At 69.6% G+C, this 18,123-nt stretch carries 17 protein-coding genes, 2 tRNA genes and 1 other annotated feature; of the genes, 12 read left to right on the top strand and 7 right to left on the bottom strand.

Annotation, left to right across the window (positions count from 1 at the left end):
* Positions 1–91: 91 nt before the first annotated feature.
* The 6 genes from rsmG to rpmH form a co-directional block, all read right to left on the bottom strand.
* Positions 92–715: a 16S rRNA (guanine(527)-N(7))-methyltransferase RsmG gene (rsmG, locus tag J2S59_RS05550; RefSeq protein WP_306824898.1), complete on the bottom strand. Its 624-nt coding sequence runs from the start codon at positions 713–715 to the stop codon at positions 92–94.
* Between the two features lie 35 nt (positions 716–750).
* The gene (locus J2S59_RS05545) at positions 751–1,296 is read right to left on the bottom strand and encodes a Jag family protein (RefSeq protein WP_220138579.1); all 546 of its coding nucleotides are present in this window, start codon (positions 1,294–1,296) and stop codon (positions 751–753) included.
* An 86-nt stretch (positions 1,297–1,382) separates the two neighbouring features.
* Positions 1,383–2,354, bottom strand: a complete 972-nt coding sequence (gene yidC, locus J2S59_RS05540; protein ID WP_068123835.1) for a membrane protein insertase YidC — start codon at positions 2,352–2,354, stop codon at positions 1,383–1,385.
* Entirely contained in the window at positions 2,355–2,660 is a 306-nt protein-coding gene (gene yidD, locus J2S59_RS05535) for a membrane protein insertion efficiency factor YidD (RefSeq protein ID WP_246360557.1), read from the bottom strand.
* Positions 2,657–3,031, bottom strand: coding sequence for a ribonuclease P protein component (gene rnpA / locus J2S59_RS05530; RefSeq protein WP_068123837.1), 375 nt, complete (start codon positions 3,029–3,031; stop codon positions 2,657–2,659). Before rnpA ends, yidD begins: the two co-directional genes overlap by 4 nt.
* A gap of 11 nt (positions 3,032–3,042) precedes the next feature.
* Complete coding sequence (gene rpmH, locus J2S59_RS05525) at positions 3,043–3,180, bottom strand: 50S ribosomal protein L34 (protein WP_068123840.1); 138 nt, start codon at positions 3,178–3,180, stop codon at positions 3,043–3,045.
* Positions 3,181–3,708: 528 nt separating this feature from the next.
* Between rpmH and dnaA the strand changes: the two genes are divergently transcribed.
* From dnaA to J2S59_RS05465, 12 genes are all read left to right on the top strand, one after another.
* Positions 3,709–5,253: a chromosomal replication initiator protein DnaA gene (gene dnaA, locus J2S59_RS05520; protein ID WP_370871535.1), complete on the top strand. Its 1,545-nt coding sequence runs from the start codon at positions 3,709–3,711 to the stop codon at positions 5,251–5,253.
* A gap of 497 nt (positions 5,254–5,750) precedes the next feature.
* Positions 5,751–6,905: a DNA polymerase III subunit beta gene (gene dnaN, locus J2S59_RS05515; protein WP_068116423.1), complete on the top strand. Its 1,155-nt coding sequence runs from the start codon at positions 5,751–5,753 to the stop codon at positions 6,903–6,905.
* Positions 6,906–6,930: 25 nt separating this feature from the next.
* Positions 6,931–7,836, top strand: coding sequence for a phosphogluconate dehydrogenase (NAD(+)-dependent, decarboxylating) (gene gnd, locus J2S59_RS05510; RefSeq protein WP_068116425.1), 906 nt, complete (start codon positions 6,931–6,933; stop codon positions 7,834–7,836).
* Positions 7,837–7,864: 28 nt separating this feature from the next.
* A complete protein-coding gene (gene recF, locus J2S59_RS05505; protein ID WP_068116426.1) occupies positions 7,865–9,034 on the top strand; it encodes a DNA replication/repair protein RecF in 1,170 nt (389 codons plus the stop codon).
* The gene (locus J2S59_RS05500) at positions 9,027–9,629 is read left to right on the top strand and encodes a DciA family protein (protein WP_181641407.1); all 603 of its coding nucleotides are present in this window, start codon (positions 9,027–9,029) and stop codon (positions 9,627–9,629) included. Before recF ends, J2S59_RS05500 begins: the two co-directional genes overlap by 8 nt.
* Before the next feature lie 332 nt (positions 9,630–9,961).
* Entirely contained in the window at positions 9,962–12,139 is a 2,178-nt protein-coding gene (gyrB, locus tag J2S59_RS05495) for a DNA topoisomerase (ATP-hydrolyzing) subunit B (protein WP_370871474.1), read from the top strand.
* A gap of 156 nt (positions 12,140–12,295) precedes the next feature.
* Positions 12,296–14,992: a DNA gyrase subunit A gene (gene gyrA, locus J2S59_RS05490; protein ID WP_068116428.1), complete on the top strand. Its 2,697-nt coding sequence runs from the start codon at positions 12,296–12,298 to the stop codon at positions 14,990–14,992.
* Entirely contained in the window at positions 14,992–15,594 is a 603-nt protein-coding gene (locus tag J2S59_RS05485; RefSeq protein ID WP_068116430.1) for a DUF3566 domain-containing protein, read from the top strand. The genes gyrA and J2S59_RS05485 overlap by 1 nt, the downstream gene beginning before the upstream one ends.
* An 87-nt stretch (positions 15,595–15,681) precedes the next feature.
* Positions 15,682–15,755: transfer RNA gene (locus J2S59_RS05480), tRNA-Ile, on the top strand.
* A 25-nt stretch (positions 15,756–15,780) separates the two neighbouring features.
* The gene (locus J2S59_RS05475; RefSeq protein WP_181641408.1) at positions 15,781–15,924 is read left to right on the top strand and encodes a DLW-39 family protein; all 144 of its coding nucleotides are present in this window, start codon (positions 15,781–15,783) and stop codon (positions 15,922–15,924) included.
* 38 nt (positions 15,925–15,962) lie between these two features.
* Positions 15,963–16,038 (top strand) — tRNA-Ala (locus J2S59_RS05470).
* A 130-nt stretch (positions 16,039–16,168) separates the two neighbouring features.
* A protein-coding gene (locus J2S59_RS05465) for an IS3 family transposase (protein ID WP_306824791.1) occupies positions 16,169–17,448 on the top strand; the annotation gives its coding sequence in 2 pieces (ribosomal slippage) (positions 16,169–16,442 and positions 16,442–17,448; 1,281 coding nt in all).
* Positions 16,438–16,572: a sequence feature (AL1L pseudoknot), on the top strand. (Overlaps the previous gene by 135 nt.)
* A 175-nt stretch (positions 17,449–17,623) precedes the next feature.
* Here J2S59_RS05465 and J2S59_RS05460 read toward each other — a convergent pair.
* A complete protein-coding gene (locus J2S59_RS05460) occupies positions 17,624–18,055 on the bottom strand; it encodes a RipA family octameric membrane protein (protein WP_181642590.1) in 432 nt (143 codons plus the stop codon).
* Positions 18,056–18,123: the final 68 nt, after the last annotated feature.

Genomic DNA, 18,123 nt, shown 5'->3' with positions numbered 1-18,123 from the left:
CGTGGTCCGGGGAATCTGCCTGTGGATGAATCGGGCAACCGGGTCGTCCGCGGCATATCCCCTCGACGGCGTCGACCGGGTGTCGGGGGACTCAGCGCCCGGAGCGCACGACGCGGATCGCCCGCACCGTGGGAACGCCCTCGCTGCCACCCAGCTCCACGACCTCGACCGCCTCTGCGGCAATCCGGTGCTTGCGCAGCTCCTTCAGGGACCCGGCGATCTCCTCTTCGGCCGAGGACCCCTTGAGCGCAAGCACACAGCCACCCGGTGCGACCAGCGGCCAGGACCATCCGAGCAGGCGACCCAGCGGGGCGAGTGCGCGGGAGGTGACCACGTCGAACGTGCGCGCACCGTGCAGTTCCTCCGCACGGCCGCGCACCACCTCGACGTTGGCGAGCCCAAGGTCGTCGACCACTTCCTGAAGGAACACGGTGCGGCGCAAGAGTGGCTCGACGAGGGTCACGGAGAGGTCGGGTCGCGCCAACGCCAGGACCAGCCCCGGGAGGCCGGCACCACTCCCGAGGTCGGCGACCGTCGCGTCGCGCCTGATCGCCTCGCCCAGCGGCGCACAGTTCAGCACGTGCCGCTCCCACAGGCGCGGGACCTCGCGGGGACCGAGGAGCCCGCGCACCGTGCCGGCGCCGGCAAGCCATTCGACGTACCGCTCGGCCAACGGAAGCCGGTCAGCAAACACCCCCCGTGCCGCGAACGGCACGGGGGGCGTTTCACGTGAAACGTCGTCGGACACGGTCAGTCCGCCGGCAGGATCACCACGTGCCGGCGGCGGTCGGTGCCCTCGGACTCCGACCGCAGCCCCGCGGCCGCGACGGCGTCGTGAACGACCTTCCGCTCGAAGGGCGACATCGGCTCGAGGTGAACGGGCTCACCCGACTCCCGCACCGCGGCAACCTGCTCCGCCGCCAGCGCCTCCAGGGTCGACCGCCGGTTGGCCCGATAGCCGGAGATGTCGAGCATCAGCCGCGAACGCTCGCCGGTCTCGCGGTAGACAGCGAGCCGGGTGAGCTCCTGCAGTGCTTCGAGCACCTCGCCTTCCCGACCGACGAGGTGCGTGAGGTCCGCGCCCACGATCGAGACCAGCGCGCGGTCGCCCTCGACGTCCATGTCCAGGTCGCCGTCGAGGTCGGCGATGTCCAGGAGCTCCTCGAGGTAGTCGGCGGCGATGTCGCCCTCGTTCTCGAGGCGCTCGATCTTCGCCGACCGGTTCTCCACCGGCCCGCCCGCGTCAGGTGCCCCGGCGTCCGCCGTCCCGGGCTCCACGGTCTCGGTCTCGTTCACGTCTGCTTCTCCTGTCGCTCGTCGGCGCCACCGCCGGCTGTCTCGCCTCGCGCTCGTGCGCGTGCGCGGCCGAAGCCGCGCGGGGTCTACTTCTTCTTGCCGCCGCCGGACTTGCGCTGGCTGCGCGGCGCCTTCTTCGGCTGGACGCGTGCGGGACGCGGCGCCTCCTCGACCGCGGTGGCCACCTCGCCGGCCGCCGTGCCAGCTGCGCCCGGTGCGATGCCCTTGCGTGCCGCCTTCGCGGCGTCGCGGTCGGCCTTCGCCTTCGCCGCCGGCGTACCCGGAGCGGGGTTGCGGCGGATGACGTAGAACTGCTGGGCCATGGTCCACAGGTTCGACGTGGTCCAGTACAGGAGGACACCGATGGGGAACGCGACGCCGCCGACGGCGAAGACCAGCGGGAGGATGTAGAGCAGCATCTTCTGCTGCTGGGCGTACGGACCGGTCATGGCGTCGGCCGGCATGTTCTTGCTCATCAGCTGGCGCTGGGTCAGGAACGTCGTGGCCGTCATCGCCACCACCAGTACCGCCGCGAGCAGCATGACCGTGACATCACCGTCGGCACGCAGGAAGGTGTCAGCGATCCGGCCGCCGAACAGCGTGGCCTCACCGAACTGCGTCGCCTGCTCCTGGCTCAAGATGCCCTTCGGACGGCCGTTGGCCGCCTCGTTGAGGAGCCGGAACAGCGCGAGGAAGATCGGCATCTGCAGCAGGATCGGCAGACAGGACGCGAACGGGTTCGTGCCCGTGTCCTTGTAGAGCTTCATCGTCTCCTGGGCGAGACGCTCCCGGTCGTGCTTGTACTTGTTCTGCAGCTCCTTGACCCGCGGCTGCAGCAGCTGCATGTTGCGCGAGCTCTTGATCTGCTTGACGAACAGCGGGATCAGCGCGGCGCGGATCACCAGCGTCAACCCGACGATCGACAGTGCCCAGGACGCACCACCGGCCGGATCCATCACGTTGCTCAGCAGGTTGTGGAACCCGACCAGCACCACCGAGGTGATCCAGTACAGCGGCGTGATGATGAAGCTGCCGATGGAAACGAAGAAGTCGATCACTCAGGCTCCTGTGCGCAGAGGGTCGGTGTGCCGCGCGGTCCGCGCGGGAGGAACGGGGTCGTAGCCACCGGCGGCCCAGGGATGGCAACGCGCCAGTCGGCGGACGGCGAGCCAGCTGCCCCGTCCCGCGCCGTGGTGCGTCACGGCGTCGAGGGCGTACGCCGAGCAGCTCGGGTGGTAGCGACAGACCTGGCCGTACAGCGGGCTGATCAGCAGCCGGTAGAGCCGCAGCAGTCCGATCAGCACCCAGCGGACGGGGTTGTAGACCCGGATGGTCTCCCGGAGTCCGGGACGCTCGCTGCTCACGCTCCGGCCCCGGCGCGGTCGCGACCGGACATCCGGTCCAGCGCCCGGTCGAGGTCGCGGCCCAGCGCCAGCGAGGAGGCGCCCGCGGCAGATGGCAGGGCTCGAACGGCGACGACCGCCCCCGCAGGGAGGCGGTCGAGACGCTCGGCGACCAAGGCCCGCAGCCGGCGCTTCACCCGGTTGCGGTCGACGGCCGTGCCGACCGCCTTACTCACCACGAAGCCCACCTGGGCGTCCGCACCGTCGGCGGGCTGATCCGCCGGCGGCTCCCACAGGTGCACGACCAGCGTGCGGGCAGGCGAACGCCGCCCCCGGCGTACGGCGAGCGCGAACCCTCGCCCGGAGGTCAAGCGGTGCGCGCGCGGCAGCACGAGCGCCGGGGTCAGACAGCCAGGCGGTTGCGGCCCTTGCGGCGGCGCGAGGACAGGATCGCCCGGCCGGCGCGGGTGCGCATGCGCAGACGGAAGCCGTGCGTCTTGTGACGGCGACGGTTGTTCGGCTGGTACGTACGCTTGCTCACAGGTATCTCCGATGCATCGAGCGGGTGCAGGTCTGCGGGGAGCCGGGTCGCGCAGGGCGCGCGTTCGACTACCACCGCGCGGCCAGCGCCCGCTCAGGGAAGTGGACATGCGGCACCGGTCGACACCGGTCCGACCGCCCAACGGTACGCGGGGCCGGGGAAGCCGGTCAAACCGGCCTACCACGTCGGGGCGCGCCTGCTCGGACGACACGCATCCCTGCCCGGTCACCGAGTTGTCCACAGCCTGGGTCCGACCACGGCGCGGGACCACCCGCGCCTGTGGACAACTTGTTGCTGCTGACAGGATCGCCTTGTTAGCGTCGCGGCTTCCCGACCGGACCTCTGCATGCACATCTTGTGGACAAACGTGTGGAAGCACCGCGACGGCCGGCAGCATCGTCGGCCGGACGGCGCTGGCAGATCGGGCACCAGCTGCAGCACCGACCAAAGGGGACCTCCGTGGGCACCGAGCAGGCACAGGGCGCGTCTCCTGAGGGACGACCGGACCTCGCCACGGTCTGGACCTCGCTGATCGGGGACCTCCCCGCAGCCCAGCGCGGGTGGTTCGCGAACTCCCAGCCGGTCACCCTGCACGAGGGCACCGCCATCGTGGCCGTCCCCAACGACTTCACCCGCAACCAGCTCGAGGGGCGGTTGCGCACCCGGTTGGAGGACGCGCTCACCGAGGCGTTCGGCCAGCGCATCCGGCTCGCGGTCACCGTCGACCAGCAGCTCGACACGTCCGTGGTGTTCGCCGGCCAGGACCCGCACGCCACCCGTGAGCCGACCGATCCCGGGTTCGATGGGGGATTCGAGAGTCGACCTACCGACTTGTCGACAAATGGACTTAGCAACGAGTTCGGGGGCGTGGAGCACAGCGGGCCCGCCGGCGGCGCCCCCGGATTCGACACCGGCTTCGGCGGCGAGGCGCACGCCCAGCTGGGCTCCTCGCAGTACGACGGCAGCGGCCAGGCCGCCCACCACGCGTTCGACCCGGCGCCGCACGGCGGTCAGTCCCGACCCGGCAGCGCCATGGAGACCCGCCTCAACCCCAAGTACACCTTCGAGACCTTCGTCATCGGCTCGTCCAACCGCTTCGCCCACGCCGCGGCCGTCGCCGTGGCCGAGGCACCCGGCAAGGCCTACAACCCACTGCTCGTCTACGGCGACTCCGGACTCGGCAAGACCCACCTGCTGCACGCGATCGGCCACTATGTCCGCAGCCTCTTCGGCGGAGCCCGCGTGCGCTACGTGTCGTCGGAGGAGTTCACCAACGAGTTCATCAACGCCATCCGCGACGACAAGGTCCCCGGCTTCCAGCGCCGCTACCGCGAGGTCGACGTCCTGCTGATCGACGACATCCAGTTCCTGGAGGGGAAGATCCAGACCCAGGAGGAGTTCTTCCACACCTTCAACACCCTCCACAACGCCAACAAGCAGATCGTCATCAGCTCCGACCGTGCGCCGAAGCGCCTCGAGGCGCTCGAGGACCGGCTCCGCAACCGCTTCGAGTGGGGACTGCTCACCGACGTCCAGCCACCGGACCTCGAGACCCGGATCGCGATCCTGCGGAAGAAGGCCGCCACCGAGCGCATGACCGCGCCGCCGGACGTGCTGGAGTTCATCGCCTCGAAGATCCAGACCAACATCCGCGAGCTCGAGGGTGCGCTGATCCGCGTCACGGCCTTCGCGAGCCTCAACCGCCAACCGGTCGACCTCACCCTCGCCGAGATCGTGCTCAAGGACCTCATCCCCGAGGGCGGGGAGCCGGAGATCACCGCGGCGCTGATCATCGCGCAGACCAGCGCCTACTTCGCGCTGTCGATCGACGACCTGTGCGGATCCAGCCGCAGCCGGGTGCTGGTCACGGCCCGCCAGATCGCGATGTATCTGTGCCGCGAGCTCACCGACCTGTCGCTGCCGAAGATCGGGCAGCAGTTCGGCGGGCGTGACCACACGACCGTCATGCACGCGGACAAGAAGATCCGCCAGCTGCTCGCCGAGCGCCGCAGCGTCTACAACCAGGTCACCGAGCTCACCAACCGGATCAAGCAGCAGGCCCGCCAGGGCTGACCACGCGGGTTCAGCGCCGGATCCGGCTGTCCCGGGCTGTCGACAACCCTGTGGACAACTGCCAGAAATCGTCCGCGGACCTGGGGGCGGGGCACCTCGACCCGGGGACGGACCGCCCGTCGTCCCCGGACCACGCCACTTCTCCCCAGGCCATCCCCAGGCACACGGGACGACCAAACCCGGGCTGACCTGCATAAAGAAGAGTTGTCCACAGTTTCCACCGTGCCTATGACGAAGACGAGTCTTCACGGATCCGGACGAGAGTCCACAACCTGCCGGCCGCCGATCTGTGGACGCCCGGTCGGCGCACCGTCGCCCAGCACGACAAGTTCGGCCCGACGTTCCCCTCGGACGCCGCGACGTGGCAGGATGCGGCTCCCCGCCCGGTGTGCAAGCCAGGCGGGGCACTCGTGTCATGCGCAAGCCGACCCGTGCTCGGGACGGCGTACGCCAACCCACCACCCGACTCACCACCCGACCCGTCGTGGAGGTCTGCTGTGAAGTTCACCGTCGAGCGCGACCTGCTCGCTGACGCGGTCGCGTGGGCCGCGCGCAGCCTGCCGGTGCGGCCGAGCGTGCCCGTTCTCGCCGGTCTGCTCATCGAGGCCGGTGACATCGACGGCACCGAGGGCCTGCGCCTGTCGACGTTCGACTACGAGACCTCCGCCCGCGCCGTGCTCAACGCCCACGTCAGCGGCGAGGGTCGCGCCCTGGTCTCGGGGCGGCTGCTGGCCGACATCTGCCGCAGCCTGCCCAACAAGCCGGTCGAGTTCACGATCGAGGGCAGCAAGGTCTCGCTCACCTGCGGCTCGGCCCGCTTCAGCCTGCAGACGCTGCCCGTCGACGACTACCCGACGCTGCCGCCGATGCCGACGGCCAGCGGCACGGTCAGTGCCGACCTCTTCGCCCACGCCGTCGCCCAGGCCGTGACCGCGGCCGGCCGCGACGACATGCTGCCGGTGCTCACCGGCGTGCGCCTCGAGATCGACGGCTCCTCGATCGCGCTGCTCGCCACCGACCGGTTCCGCCTCGCTCACCGCGAGCTCACGTGGAACCCGATGACCCCCGACGTCACGGCCGCCGCCCTGGTCCCGGCGAAGGTGCTCGCCGACACCGCGAAGTCGTTGGCGTCCGGCTCCGAGATCAGCATCGCCCTGTCGGCAACCGGCAGCGGCGAGGGCATCATCGGCTTCGAGGGCCAGGCCGGTGGCGGCGTACGCCGGACCACGACCCGGCTGCTCGACGGCGAGTTCCCGAAGGTGCGCAGCCTGTTCCCCGCCGAGCACCTCACCGTCGCCCGCGTCGACAAGGCCGCGCTGGTGGAGTCGGTCAAGCGCGTCGCGCTCGTCGCCGAGCGCAACACCGCCGTGCAGCTCGCCTTCGCCGACGGGTCACTCACCCTCGACGCGGGCAGCGGCGATGAGGCGCAGGCCACCGAGCTCATCGAGGCCAGCGTCAACGGCGGCGACATCACCACCGGCTTCAACCCGCAGTACCTCCTCGACGGCCTCACCGCGCTCGAGGCGCCGGTGGTCGAGCTCGCCTTCACCCAGGCGTCGAAGCCGGTGGTCCTCTCCGGTGCCGACTCCATCGACGGGGACGCCACGACCGACTTCCGCTACCTGTTGATGCCCCGTCGCCTGCTCTCCTGACCGCACCGCCGCTAGCCTCGGGCCCATGGAACTCGGACTCGTGGGCCTCGGCAAGATGGGCGGCAACATGCGCGAGCGGCTGCGCCGCGGTGGACACACCGTGGTCGGCTTCGACCGCGACCCGGACATCTCCGACGTCGCCAGCCTCGAGGAGATGGTCGAGCAGCTGTCCGCGCCTCGCGTCGTGTGGGTGATGGTGCCGGCCGGAGAGGTGACGCACGCGGTCATCCGCGACCTCGGTGAGCTGCTCGCGGAGGGCGACATCGTCATCGACGGCGGCAACTCGCGCTGGACCGACGACGAGCAGCACGCCGCGGAGCTCGCCGAGCGCAACATCGGCTTCGTCGACTGCGGCGTCTCCGGTGGCGTATGGGGCTTGGAGAACGGCTACGCCCTCATGGCCGGTGGGTCGAAGGAGGACATCGCGGTCGTCCAGCCGATCTTCGACACCCTCAAGCCTCCCGGCGAGTTCGGGTGGGTCCACGCCGGCAGCGTCGGCGCCGGTCACCTGTCGAAGATGGTCCACAACGGCATCGAGTACGCCATCATGCAGGCCTACGCCGAGGGCTACGAGCTGCTCGAAGCGGTCGACGCGGTCGACAATGTCACCGAGGTCTTCCGCTCCTGGCGTGAGGGCACCGTCATCCGCTCCTGGTTGCTCGACCTGCTGGTCGCCGCGCTCGACGAGACGCCCCACCTCGAAGGCATCCGGGGGTACGCCGAGGACTCCGGTGAGGGCCGCTGGACCGTGGAGGCCGCCATCCAGCACGCCGTACCCGCTCCCGCGATCGCGGCGTCGTTGTTCGCGCGGTTCTCCTCGCGCCAGGACAACAGCCCGTCGATGAAGGCGGTCGCGGCGATGCGCAACCAGTTCGGCGGGCACGCCATGCGCACCGACGCGCCGCCCACGACCGACGACACCCACGACTGAGCGCGACCACACCAAGGCTGGCCCACCCATGCACGTCGCGTCGCTCTTCCTGCACGACTTCCGGTCCTACCCGGAGGTGCACCTGACCCTCGAGCCGGGTCCGTGCGCGTTCGTGGGCCGCAACGGGCACGGCAAGACCAACCTGGTCGAGGCGATCGACTACCTGTCGCGGCTGTCGTCACACCGGGTCGCCTCCGACGCCCCGCTCGTGCGGGCCGGAGCGCAGCGCGCGGTGATCCAGGCCGAGGTCGTGCGCGAGGGGCGCACCGCGCTGCTCGAGGTGGAGATCCATCCCGGCTCCGCCAACAAGGCGCGCATCAACCGCTCGGTGCTCCCCCGCGCCCGGGAGCTGGTCGGGTTGGTGCGCACGGTCGTCTTCTCCCCGGAGGACCTCGCGCTGGTCAAGGGCGATCCGGGTGATCGGCGGCGGTTCCTGGACGACCTGCTGGTGCTGCGGGCGCCGCGGTACGCCGGGGTGCGCAGCGACTACGACCGGGTGCTGCGCCAGCGCAACACCCTGCTCAAGACCGCCGGTGGCGCTCGGCGGGGCGCGGGCTCACGAACCGAGGGGGCGCTGGCCACCCTCGACGTCTGGGACTCCCATCTGGCACGCGCCGGTGCGGAGATCCTGCACGGACGCCTGACCCTGCTCGACGCGCTCGCGCCGTTCGTGGGCAAGGCCTACGAGCTCATCGCGCGCGGGGCCCGTCACGACGACGCCACCCTCGGCTACCGCACAGCGCTGGCCGTGCCCGGCCACGAGGGACCTGACCCGGTGCCGCCGGGCCCGGTCCCGGCGCGCGCGGACCTCGAGCAGGCCCTGCTCGACGCGCTCGCCGAGCGGCGCAAGGACGAGCTCGACCGTGGGGTCACGCTCGTGGGCCCGCACCGCGACGACCTCGTGCTCAACCTCGGCCCGCTGCCGGCGAAGGGGTACGCCAGTCACGGGGAGTCCTGGTCCTACGCGCTGGCGCTGCGGCTCGCGTCGTACGACCTGCTGCGCACCGAGGGCGATGACCCGATCCTCGTGCTCGACGATGTCTTCGCCGAGCTCGACAGCATCCGTCGCGACCAGCTCGCCGAGCGCGTCGCCGACGCCGAGCAGGTGCTCGTCACCGCGGCGGTCGACGGGGACGTCCCCCCCGGGCTGTCCGGGACCCGGTTCCGCGTCGCCGACGGGACGGTGACCCGTGAGTGACGAGGTGGAGCTGCCGGCGCCCGGCGGCACCGCACCCGACTCCGACGCACCGTCAGCCGACGTCCCCAAGCCCGAAGGACTCGACCTGGCACGCAGCATCGCGCGCGGGCTCGCCGGCTCGACCCCGAAGCGCCGTACGCCGAACCCGAGGCGGCGCCGCTGGACCGGCGCGCCGGGCGCGAGCGGCGCTGGTCCCGACGAGCGCGACCCCCAGACCGTCGACTCCACCATCGGGCGGTTGATTGCCGAGCAGGGCTGGACCGCCGATGTCCGCGTCCACGGCGTCTTCACCCGCTGGGACGCGATCGTCGGGCGGGAGGTCGCCCAGCACTGCCGGCCCGAGTCGTTCCGGCCCGGGGATCCCTCGGCCACCGACCCCCGCGAGCGCACCGGACGGCTGGTGGTCCGCACCGACTCCACGGCGTGGGCGACCCAGGTCCGGCTGCTCGCACCCACCGTCCTGCGCCGGCTCAACGAGGAGCTCGGCGACGGCACGATCGGCTTCATCGAGGTGGAGGGACCGCGCGGTCCGACGTGGCGCAAGGGCAGTCGTCGCGTCCGCGGGGGGCGGGGTCCGCGGGACACGTACGGCTGAGTCGACCCCGCCCGGCGGTTTGCGCCCGGATCGACCCGGTCGACGTGGGGGGCATCAGGCGCGCCCCTCCGAAGCCTCCTCGGGAGCCTTGCAGCGGCTCTGACGGCCCCCCTGGCACAAACGGACCCCCACTGCGGGGTGTGGATAGCCGCTCAGAGGCTCTCAGCGGGCTATACTCGCCCGTGGTCGTCCTGACGGGGGCACGCGTCGGTGATTCCGGGCCGAGGACGACCTTCGTTGTGTCTGGTGTACGCCCAACCGCCTCATCGCCCGCTCGCCGCGCCCCCGCGCGCGATCCGGAGCGGTGAGCACCGAGTGACGAGAGGCCGCCCGTGGTCCCTGACGAGCCGAACCCGAACCCGAGCGTCACTCCACCCGACCCCTCCGACCCCGAGGACGTGGCCGCCGCGGCGGCCGCCCTCGCGCCCGCGGGCGAGGGGCATGCGGTCGAGAAGGGTGCCTACGACGCCTCGGCGATCCAGGTGCTCGAAGGTCTCGAGGCGGTCCGCAAGCGCCCGGGCATGTACATCGGCTCCACGGGCGAGCGCGGCCTGCACCACCTCGTGTGGGAGGTCGTCGACAACTCCGTCGACGAGGCGTTGGCCGGCTACTGCGACAAAGTCGTCGTCAGCGTGCTGCCCGACGGCGGCATCGAGGTCGTCGACAACGGTCGCGGCATCCCCGTCGACGTACCCCCCGGCCAGGAGCTCCCGGCCGTCACGGTCGTGCTCACCGTCCTGCACGCCGGCGGCAAGTTCGGCGGCGGTGGCTACAAGGTCTCCGGTGGTCTGCACGGCGTCGGCGTCTCGGTCGTCAACGCGCTGAGCAAGCGGCTCGAGGTCGACATCAAGCGCGACGGCTACCGCTGGACGCAGTCCTTCACGTACGGCGTCCCCGACGGCCCGCTCGAGCGGCACGAGGAGACCAGCGAGACCGGGACGACCACCCGGTTCTGGGCCTCCGACGACATCTTCGAGACGACCCGCTACTCCTTCGAGACGATCGTCAACCGGTTCCGCGAGATGGCGTTCCTCAACAAGGGCCTCGAGATCGTCGTCCGCGACCTGCGCCCCGACGCCGTGCAGATCGCCGAGGCGGAGGCAGCCGAGCCGGTCGAGGGCGACGACGGCCTCGACGAGGCCGCCATGCCCGACATCGCGAGCGACACGGCCGAGCAGCCGGACGCGGAGCCGGGATCGGGCAAGGTCCTCGAGCGGCGCTTCCGCTACGACCGCGGGCTGGTCGACTTCGTCGAGCACCTCAACCGCTCCAAGGCGCCCGCCAACCCGACGGTCATCAACTTCGAGGCCGAGCAGCCCGAGGTCGGGATGAGCCTGGAGCTGGCGATGCAGTGGAACACCACCTACAACGCCTCGGTCCACACCTTCGCCAACACGATCAACACCCACGAGGGGGGCACCCACGAGGAGGGCTTCCGCTCGGCGCTGACCACCCAGGTCAACCACTGGGGTGAGCAGTGGGGCCTGATCAAGAAGCGTGAGGACCGGGTCTCCGGCGACGACATCCGTGAGGGCTTGACCGCGATCATCTCGATCAAGCTCGGCGAGCCGCAGTTCGAGGGTCAGACCAAGACCAAGCTCGGCAACACCGAGGCGCGCAGCTTCGTCCAGAAGGTCGTCAACGACCAGCTCGGCGAGTGGTTCGAGAAGAACCCCGCCGAGGGCAAGGACATCCTGCGCAAGTCCCAGGCCGCTGCGTCGGCGCGCATCGCCGCGCGCAAGGCGCGCGAGCTGGCCCGCAGCCGCAAGGGTCTGCTCGGCGGTGGCGGTCTCCCCGGCAAGCTGGCCGACTGCCAGTCGACCAACCCCGCCGAGTGCGAGGTCTTCATCGTGGAGGGTGACTCCGCGGGTGGTTCGGCCAAGCAGGGCCGCGACCCGCGCGTCCAGGCGATCCTCCCGATCCGCGGCAAGATCCTCAATGTCGAGAAGGCCCGCATCGACCGGGTCCTGGCCAACGCCGAGGTGCAGGCGATCATCTCTGCTCTCGGCACCGGCATCCAGGAGGACTTCGACATCGACAAGCTGCGCTACCACAAGGTGGTGCTGATGGCTGACGCCGACGTCGACGGCCACCACATCAACACCTTGCTGCTGACGCTGCTGTTCCGGTTCATGCAGCCCCTCATCGAGCAGGGCTACGTCTACATGGCCCAGCCGCCGCTCTACCGACTGCGGTGGAACAAGCCCCACGAGCACGAGTTCGTCTACTCCGACGCCGAGCGCGATGCCCTGACGCGGGCCGGCATCGAGGCCGGCAAGAAGCTGCCCAAGGAGAACGCCGTCCAGCGCTACAAGGGTCTCGGCGAGATGAACGCCGACGAGCTGTGGGAGACCACGATGGACCCCAGCCAGCGGCTGCTGCTCCAGGTCACCCTCGACGACGCGGCCCAGGCCGACGAGATCTTCTCGGTGCTCATGGGTGAGGACGTCGCCCAGCGACGCTCCTTCATCCAGCGCAACGCAAAAGACGTCCGCTTCCTCGACATCTGATGCGTCTCGATACACCGCTCGCAGGCTCGCGGCACTCGACCAACGATGCGATTCGGTGGTCGAGTGCCGGTTGAGGCGCTAGCCGAGAACGGTGTATCGAGACCCTCCGCTCCGCTCCAGAAACTCCACTGATCCCCACACGGTCAGGAAGAAGACATGACTGAGACCCCCACCGACGGCACGGGCCCTGGCGGCCGCATCGAACCCGTCGAGCTGCAGACCTCCATGCAGCGCGCCTACATCGACTACGCGATGGCCGTGATCGTCGGGCGCGCCCTGCCCGACGTCCGCGACGGCCTCAAGCCGGTGCACCGGAGGGTGCTCTACGCGATGTTCGACGGTGGCTACCGCCCCGACCGCGGGTTCTCCAAGTGCAGCCGCGTCGTCGGCGACGTGATGGGTCAGTACCACCCGCACGGTGACTCCGCGATCTACGACACCCTCGTACGCCTCGCGCAGCCGTGGGTGATGCGCGCACCGCTGGTCAACGGGCAGGGCAACTTCGGCTCGCCCGGCAACGACCCCGCCGCCGCCATGCGCTACACCGAGTGCCGCATGGCGCCGCTGGCGCTGGAGATGGTGCGCGACATCGACGAGGACACCGTCGACTTCCAGGCCAACTACGACGGCCGCGGACAGGAGCCGACGATCCTGCCCAGCAGGTTCCCCAACCTCCTGGTCAACGGCTCGGCCGGCATCGCGGTCGGTATGGCCACCAACATCCCTCCCCACAACCTGCGCGAGGTCGCCGACGCCGCCCGATGGGCGCTCGAGCACCCCGACGCCACGCGGGAGGAGCTGCAGGACGCCGTCATCGAGCGGGTCAAGGGACCCGACTTCCCCAACGGCGCGCTCATCGTCGGCCGCCAGGGCATCGAGCAGGCCTACCGCACCGGGCGCGGGTCGGTCGCTCAGCGCGCCGTCATCGACATCGACGAGGACAGCCGCGGACGCACCCAGCTGGTCATCAGGGAGCTGCCGTACCTCGTCAACCCCGACAACCTGGCGCTGAAGATCGCCGAGCTCGCCGACTCGGGTCGCGTGCAGGGCATCGCCGACGTCAAGGACAACACGTCCTCGCGCACCGGGCAGCAGCTCGTCGTGGTCCTCAAGCGGGACGCGGTCGCGCGGGTGGTGCTCAACAACCTGCTCAAGCACACCGAGCTGCAGACGAACTTCAGCGCCAACATGCTGGCCCTGGTCGACGGGGTGCCGCGCACGCTGACGATCGACCAGTTCATCAGCCACTGGGTGACCCACCAGATCGAGGTCATCCAGCGCCGGACGCGCTACCGGCTGCGCAAGGCCGAGGAGGACGCCCACCTGCAGCGTGGACTCGTCATGGCGCTCGACGCGTTGGACGAGGTGATCGCGCTGATCCGGCGCTCGCCCGACGTCGAGCAGGCCAAGACGGGCCTGATGGAGCTCCTCGGCGTCGACGAGATCCAGGCCGACCACATCCTCACGATGCAGCTGCGCCGGCTGGCGGCGTTGGAGCGGCAGAAGATCATCGACCGCCTCGCCGAGCTCGAGCGGATCATCGCGGACCTCGAGGACATCCTCGCGCGTCCGGAGCGGCAGCGGCAGATCGTGATCGACGAGCTCAACGAGATCGTCGAGAAGCACGGCAACGACCGGCGTTCGCAGATCATCGCCGCCGACGGTGACCTGTCGATGGAGGACCTGATCCCCGACGAGGAGCTGGTCGTCTCGATCACCCGAGGGGGGTACGCCAAGCGGACCCGCGCCGATCTCTACCGGACCCAGAAGCGGGGCGGCAAGGGCGTACGCGGGGCGACGCTCAAGGGCGACGACGTGGTCGAGCACTTCATCGCGACCTCCAATCATCACTGGTTGCTGTTCTTCACCACGGCCGGCCGGGTCTACCGGACGAAGGCCTACAACCTTCCGGAGGCCTCGCGCGACGCCAAGGGCGGACACGTCGCCGGGTTGTTGTCGTTCCAGCCCGACGAGCAGATCGCCCAGGTGCTGGCGATCCGGGACTACGACCAGGCGCCGTACCTCGTGCTCGGCACGCGCAGTGGCTTGGTGAAGAAGACTCGCCTCGCCGACTACAACTCACCGAGGCAGGCCGGCGTCATCGCGATCAACTTCCGCGACGAGGACGACGAGCTGATCGGTGCGGAGCTCGTCGACGCCGAGGACGACATCTTGCTGGTCTCCCGCAAGGGTCAGTCGGTGCGCTTCCGCGCGGACGACTCCCAGCTGCGACCGATGGGTCGCGCCACGAGCGGTGTGACGGGCATGAAGTTCCGCGACGGCGACGCGCTGCTGTCGCTCTCGGTGATCACGGCGTCGCAGGTCGCCGCCGAGGAGGCCGCTGCCCAGGAGGCCGCGGCCGAGGGCGCGTCCACGGAGCCGGGCGACCTGCCCGGTGTCCGCGAGCAGTACGTCTTCACCATGACCGACGGTGGGTACGCCAAGCGCACGCCGATCGGTGAGTACCGCCTGCAGTCGCGCGGTGGCATCGGCATCAAGGCGATGAAGCTCGCCAACGAGGACCGTGGCTCGCTGGTCGGTGCATTCATCGTCGAGGAGGGTGACGAGATCCTCTCGATCACCGCCCAGGGCCAGGTCGTGCGCAGCCCGATCAACGAGGACTTCCGGGTCACCGGTCGTTCGACCATGGGTGTGCGGTTCGTGAACCTCAAGAAGAACGACTCCGTCGCGGTCGTCGCGCGCAGCCCCGAGCGGGTGCTCGCCGACGACGAGGAGGAGGTTGAGGGGAACGCCGAGGGTGCTGAGGTGAGCACTGAGGTGGGCGCTGAGGTAGGCGCCGACGTGGACGCGGGTGCCACAATCGGGCAGGTCGCCGACGACGAGGAGTCCTGATGTCCGACCGGACACCCTTCCACGAGCAGGTGCGCGCTGCGCTCGAGGCCGACCGGCCGGACGGCGGGCCCGCCCGGTCGTCGGAGTCGGCCACGACCTCGACGAGCCGCTCGAGCGGCAAGTCGGCAGGCCCGGCGAAACAGCCGCAGAACCGGGCCGAGGCCCCGCAGGCGGCGCGGTCCAGTGCCGCCGGCCAGTCGGCGCCGCGACGGCCGTCGGCGGCCAAGGGCAGCACGCGCTCGGCCCGCCTGCGGTTGACCCGGGTCGACCCGTGGTCGGTCATGAAGACCGCGTTCCTGCTCTCGATCGCCCTCGGCGTCGTCACCGTCGTCTCGGTCGCGATCGTCTGGGGCGTGCTGGGCGCAGCCGGGGTCTGGGATTCGATCAACACGAGCATCCAGCAGGTCGTGGGCGACTCCGGCACGTCGTTCGACGTCGAGGACTACCTCGGCACCGGACGGGTGCTCGGCTTCACCATGCTCGTGGCCGTCGCCGACGTCATCCTGCTGACCGCGATCGCCACGCTGGGGGCCTTCCTCTACAACCTGTCCGCCGCACTGCTGGGCGGCCTCGAGGTCACCCTGGCCGAGGACGAGCGCTGAGACGAGGCTCCCACGGGGTCGATTTCGACCCTGCCACCACCGTGCGGTAATCTTCCGCGTCGGTGCTTGCACCACCCGCACCACCCCGGGCCTATAGCTCAGTCGGTTAGAGCGCTTCCCTGATAAGGAAGAGGTCACAGGTTCAACTCCTGTTAGGCCCACTCACCCCCCGGAAAGGTCGGCCCCGTGAAGAAGATCCTGCTCCTCGCCATCGCCGCGGGTGCCGCGGTCGCACTGGGCAAGAAGGCCCAGGCCCAGAAGTCCGAGCAGGCGCTCTGGGCAGAGGCGACCGACAGCGTCACCGCAGACAACCAGACCGCGGGTCACTGACACCGACCCACACCTGAGCCGGCGCAGCCGGCTCACGCGGGGCCTTGGCGCAATTGGTAGCGCACCTGCTTTGCAAGCAGGGGGTTAGGGGTTCGAGTCCCCTAGGCTCCACCACCAGGGGTTGATCAGCCGACTGCCTTGAACTCCTCGAAGCGCGCTGATAGCCGCCCCCGATCCGGCTGGTCACGGGGTGAAGCGCCCCAGGTTTGATGCCGCATCCTTTTGAGTTGGAAGGATGCAAGCCATGCCGAAGAAGATTGATCCCGCGGTCAAGGAGCGGTGCGTTCGGCAGGTGCTGGAGCACTTGCCGGAGTACCCGTCGCTGACCGCGGCCGCCGAGTCCGTTGCCCGACGCGAGGGGCTGGGCAAGGAGACCGTCCGCCGGTGGGTCGTCCAGGCTCAGATCGACGGCGGGCAGCGCCAGGGCGCGACCAGCGAGGAGCTGGCTGAGATCAAGGAGCTGAAGGCCAAGGTCCGCCGGCTCGAGGAGGACAACGAGATCCTCCGACGGGCCTCAATTTTCTTCGCGGGGGAACTCGACCCCCGCAACCGCTGATCGTCGCGTTCATCGACGAGATGCGCACCGAAGGCCACGCGGTCGAGTCGATCTGTCGGGTCCTGCGTGAGCAGGGCTGCCAGATCGCCGCGCGGACCTACCGCGACTGGGCACGCACCAACCGACCCGTTGCCGCCCGCACGGTCACCGACGCCAGCGTCACCAACCTGGTCCGTGACCTGGCCTGGACGGTCAACCACGAGGGCGTACGGCGGATGACCCCGGAGGGTTTGTACGGGCGTCGCAAGATGACCGCGCTCGTCCAGCGCACCAGCCCCGACGCGTCGCCCGGCGCGGTGGACCGGGCGATGAGATCCCTGTCCCTGCAAGGGATCCGACGCTCCAAGGGCATCCGGACCACCATCCCTGCCAAGGACGGCAAACGGGCCGGCGACCTCCTTGATCGGGACTTCACCGCCCCCGCACCGAACCGGACCTGGGTCATGGACTTCACCTACGTCCGCACCTGGGCGGGGTTCGTCTACGTCGCGCTCATCCTCGACGTGTTCGCTCAGAAGATCGTTGCTTGGAACGTCGCACCGACCAAGGCCGTCGAGCTGGTCGACGTCCCGCTGCGGATGGCACTGTGGCAACGCGACCGCGAAGGCCACCCTGTGGTGCCCGGTGAGCTCATTGGTCACGCCGACGCCGGGTCGCAATACACATCGATCGCGTTCACTGAGCACCTCGCCGAGGAAGGGATCCGGCCCTCGATCGGGTCTGTTGCCGATGCCTACGACAACGCCCTGATGGAGTGCGTGATCGGGCTGTACAAGACCGAGTGCGTCCGCACAACGGTCTTCCACGCCGGCCCCTACCGGAGCCTCGGAGACGTCGAGTACGCCACCGCTGGATGGGTCGATTGGTACAACAACCGACGCCTGCATGGCTCTCTTGGGATGATGACCCCAGTGGAGTTCGAGCAAGCCCACTACGCGGCCCTCAACCGAGAGCCGCAACCCGCATAGGAGCGGCGGAGAACCTGGGGCGCTTCAGGGACGCACCGGAAGCCACAGCGGCCGCTGGTCCATCTCTTGTAAGCCGTACTTCAGCATCGGTCCGTCGACTTCGTTGAGGACCCCTGTGTTGATGTGCGCCACGTAGTCGGGAGAGATCCCGAGAATCTTCTCGTCGTACGCGGCACTAGCGCAGTACCAGGACTACCGCAGCGAGGTTCGCGAGCGCGATTGACGCAAGCAAGAGGTAGATGATCTCAGTGACGCTGATCTTTCGGTCGCTGCCGCTCAATTTCGAGGTCGTGTCGACTCGGAGGTTGGGTGCAATCGCCAACTGCTCCTCCACGCGACGCATTCGGTCGCGAGCCTTGCGGTAGTACTGGTGTTGAACCTTATGAACGAGTCCGGTCATCACGCAGGCCAGGATGCCGAGGCAGAAGACAACCACCGACAGCCTCCCCGACGAGTTCGCTAGTGCTACACCAGCCGCGAGTATTCCCGCATTGAACGCGAGCAGATACTGCACGCGGCTCCAGTTGAACTGCGCCTGGAAGCGATATTCGTCGACGGCAATGCGGTAGATCTCGCCGTCGCTGTTGCTTGCCTCCACGGAAGTCATCGTCTCTCACGATAGGGCGACCGGTCGATGCATGTCTGTGGGCGCGCGCAGAGGGGGTTCCGCGCTAG

The sequence above is a fragment of the Nocardioides massiliensis genome (assembly GCF_030811215.1).
In the GTDB taxonomy this organism is placed as follows: domain Bacteria; phylum Actinomycetota; class Actinomycetes; order Propionibacteriales; family Nocardioidaceae; genus Nocardioides_A; species Nocardioides_A massiliensis.
Note: the sequence above shows the minus strand (reverse complement) of the source record. Positions and strands in the feature narration are given on the sequence as shown.

What these genes read in the sequence shown, in the direction of transcription:
- gnd (WP_068116425.1), top strand. Translation starts at nt 6,931, where the DNA reads ATGGAACTCGGACTCGTGGGCCTCGGCAAGATGGGCGGCAACATGCGC.
- J2S59_RS05460 (WP_181642590.1), bottom strand. Translation starts at nt 18,055, where the DNA reads ATGACTTCCGTGGAGGCAAGCAACAGCGACGGCGAGATCTACCGCATT.
- J2S59_RS05485 (WP_068116430.1), top strand. Translation starts at nt 14,992, where the DNA reads ATGTCCGACCGGACACCCTTCCACGAGCAGGTGCGCGCTGCGCTCGAG.
- recF (WP_068116426.1), top strand. Translation starts at nt 7,865, where the DNA reads ATGCACGTCGCGTCGCTCTTCCTGCACGACTTCCGGTCCTACCCGGAG.
- gyrA (WP_068116428.1), top strand. Translation starts at nt 12,296, where the DNA reads ATGACTGAGACCCCCACCGACGGCACGGGCCCTGGCGGCCGCATCGAA.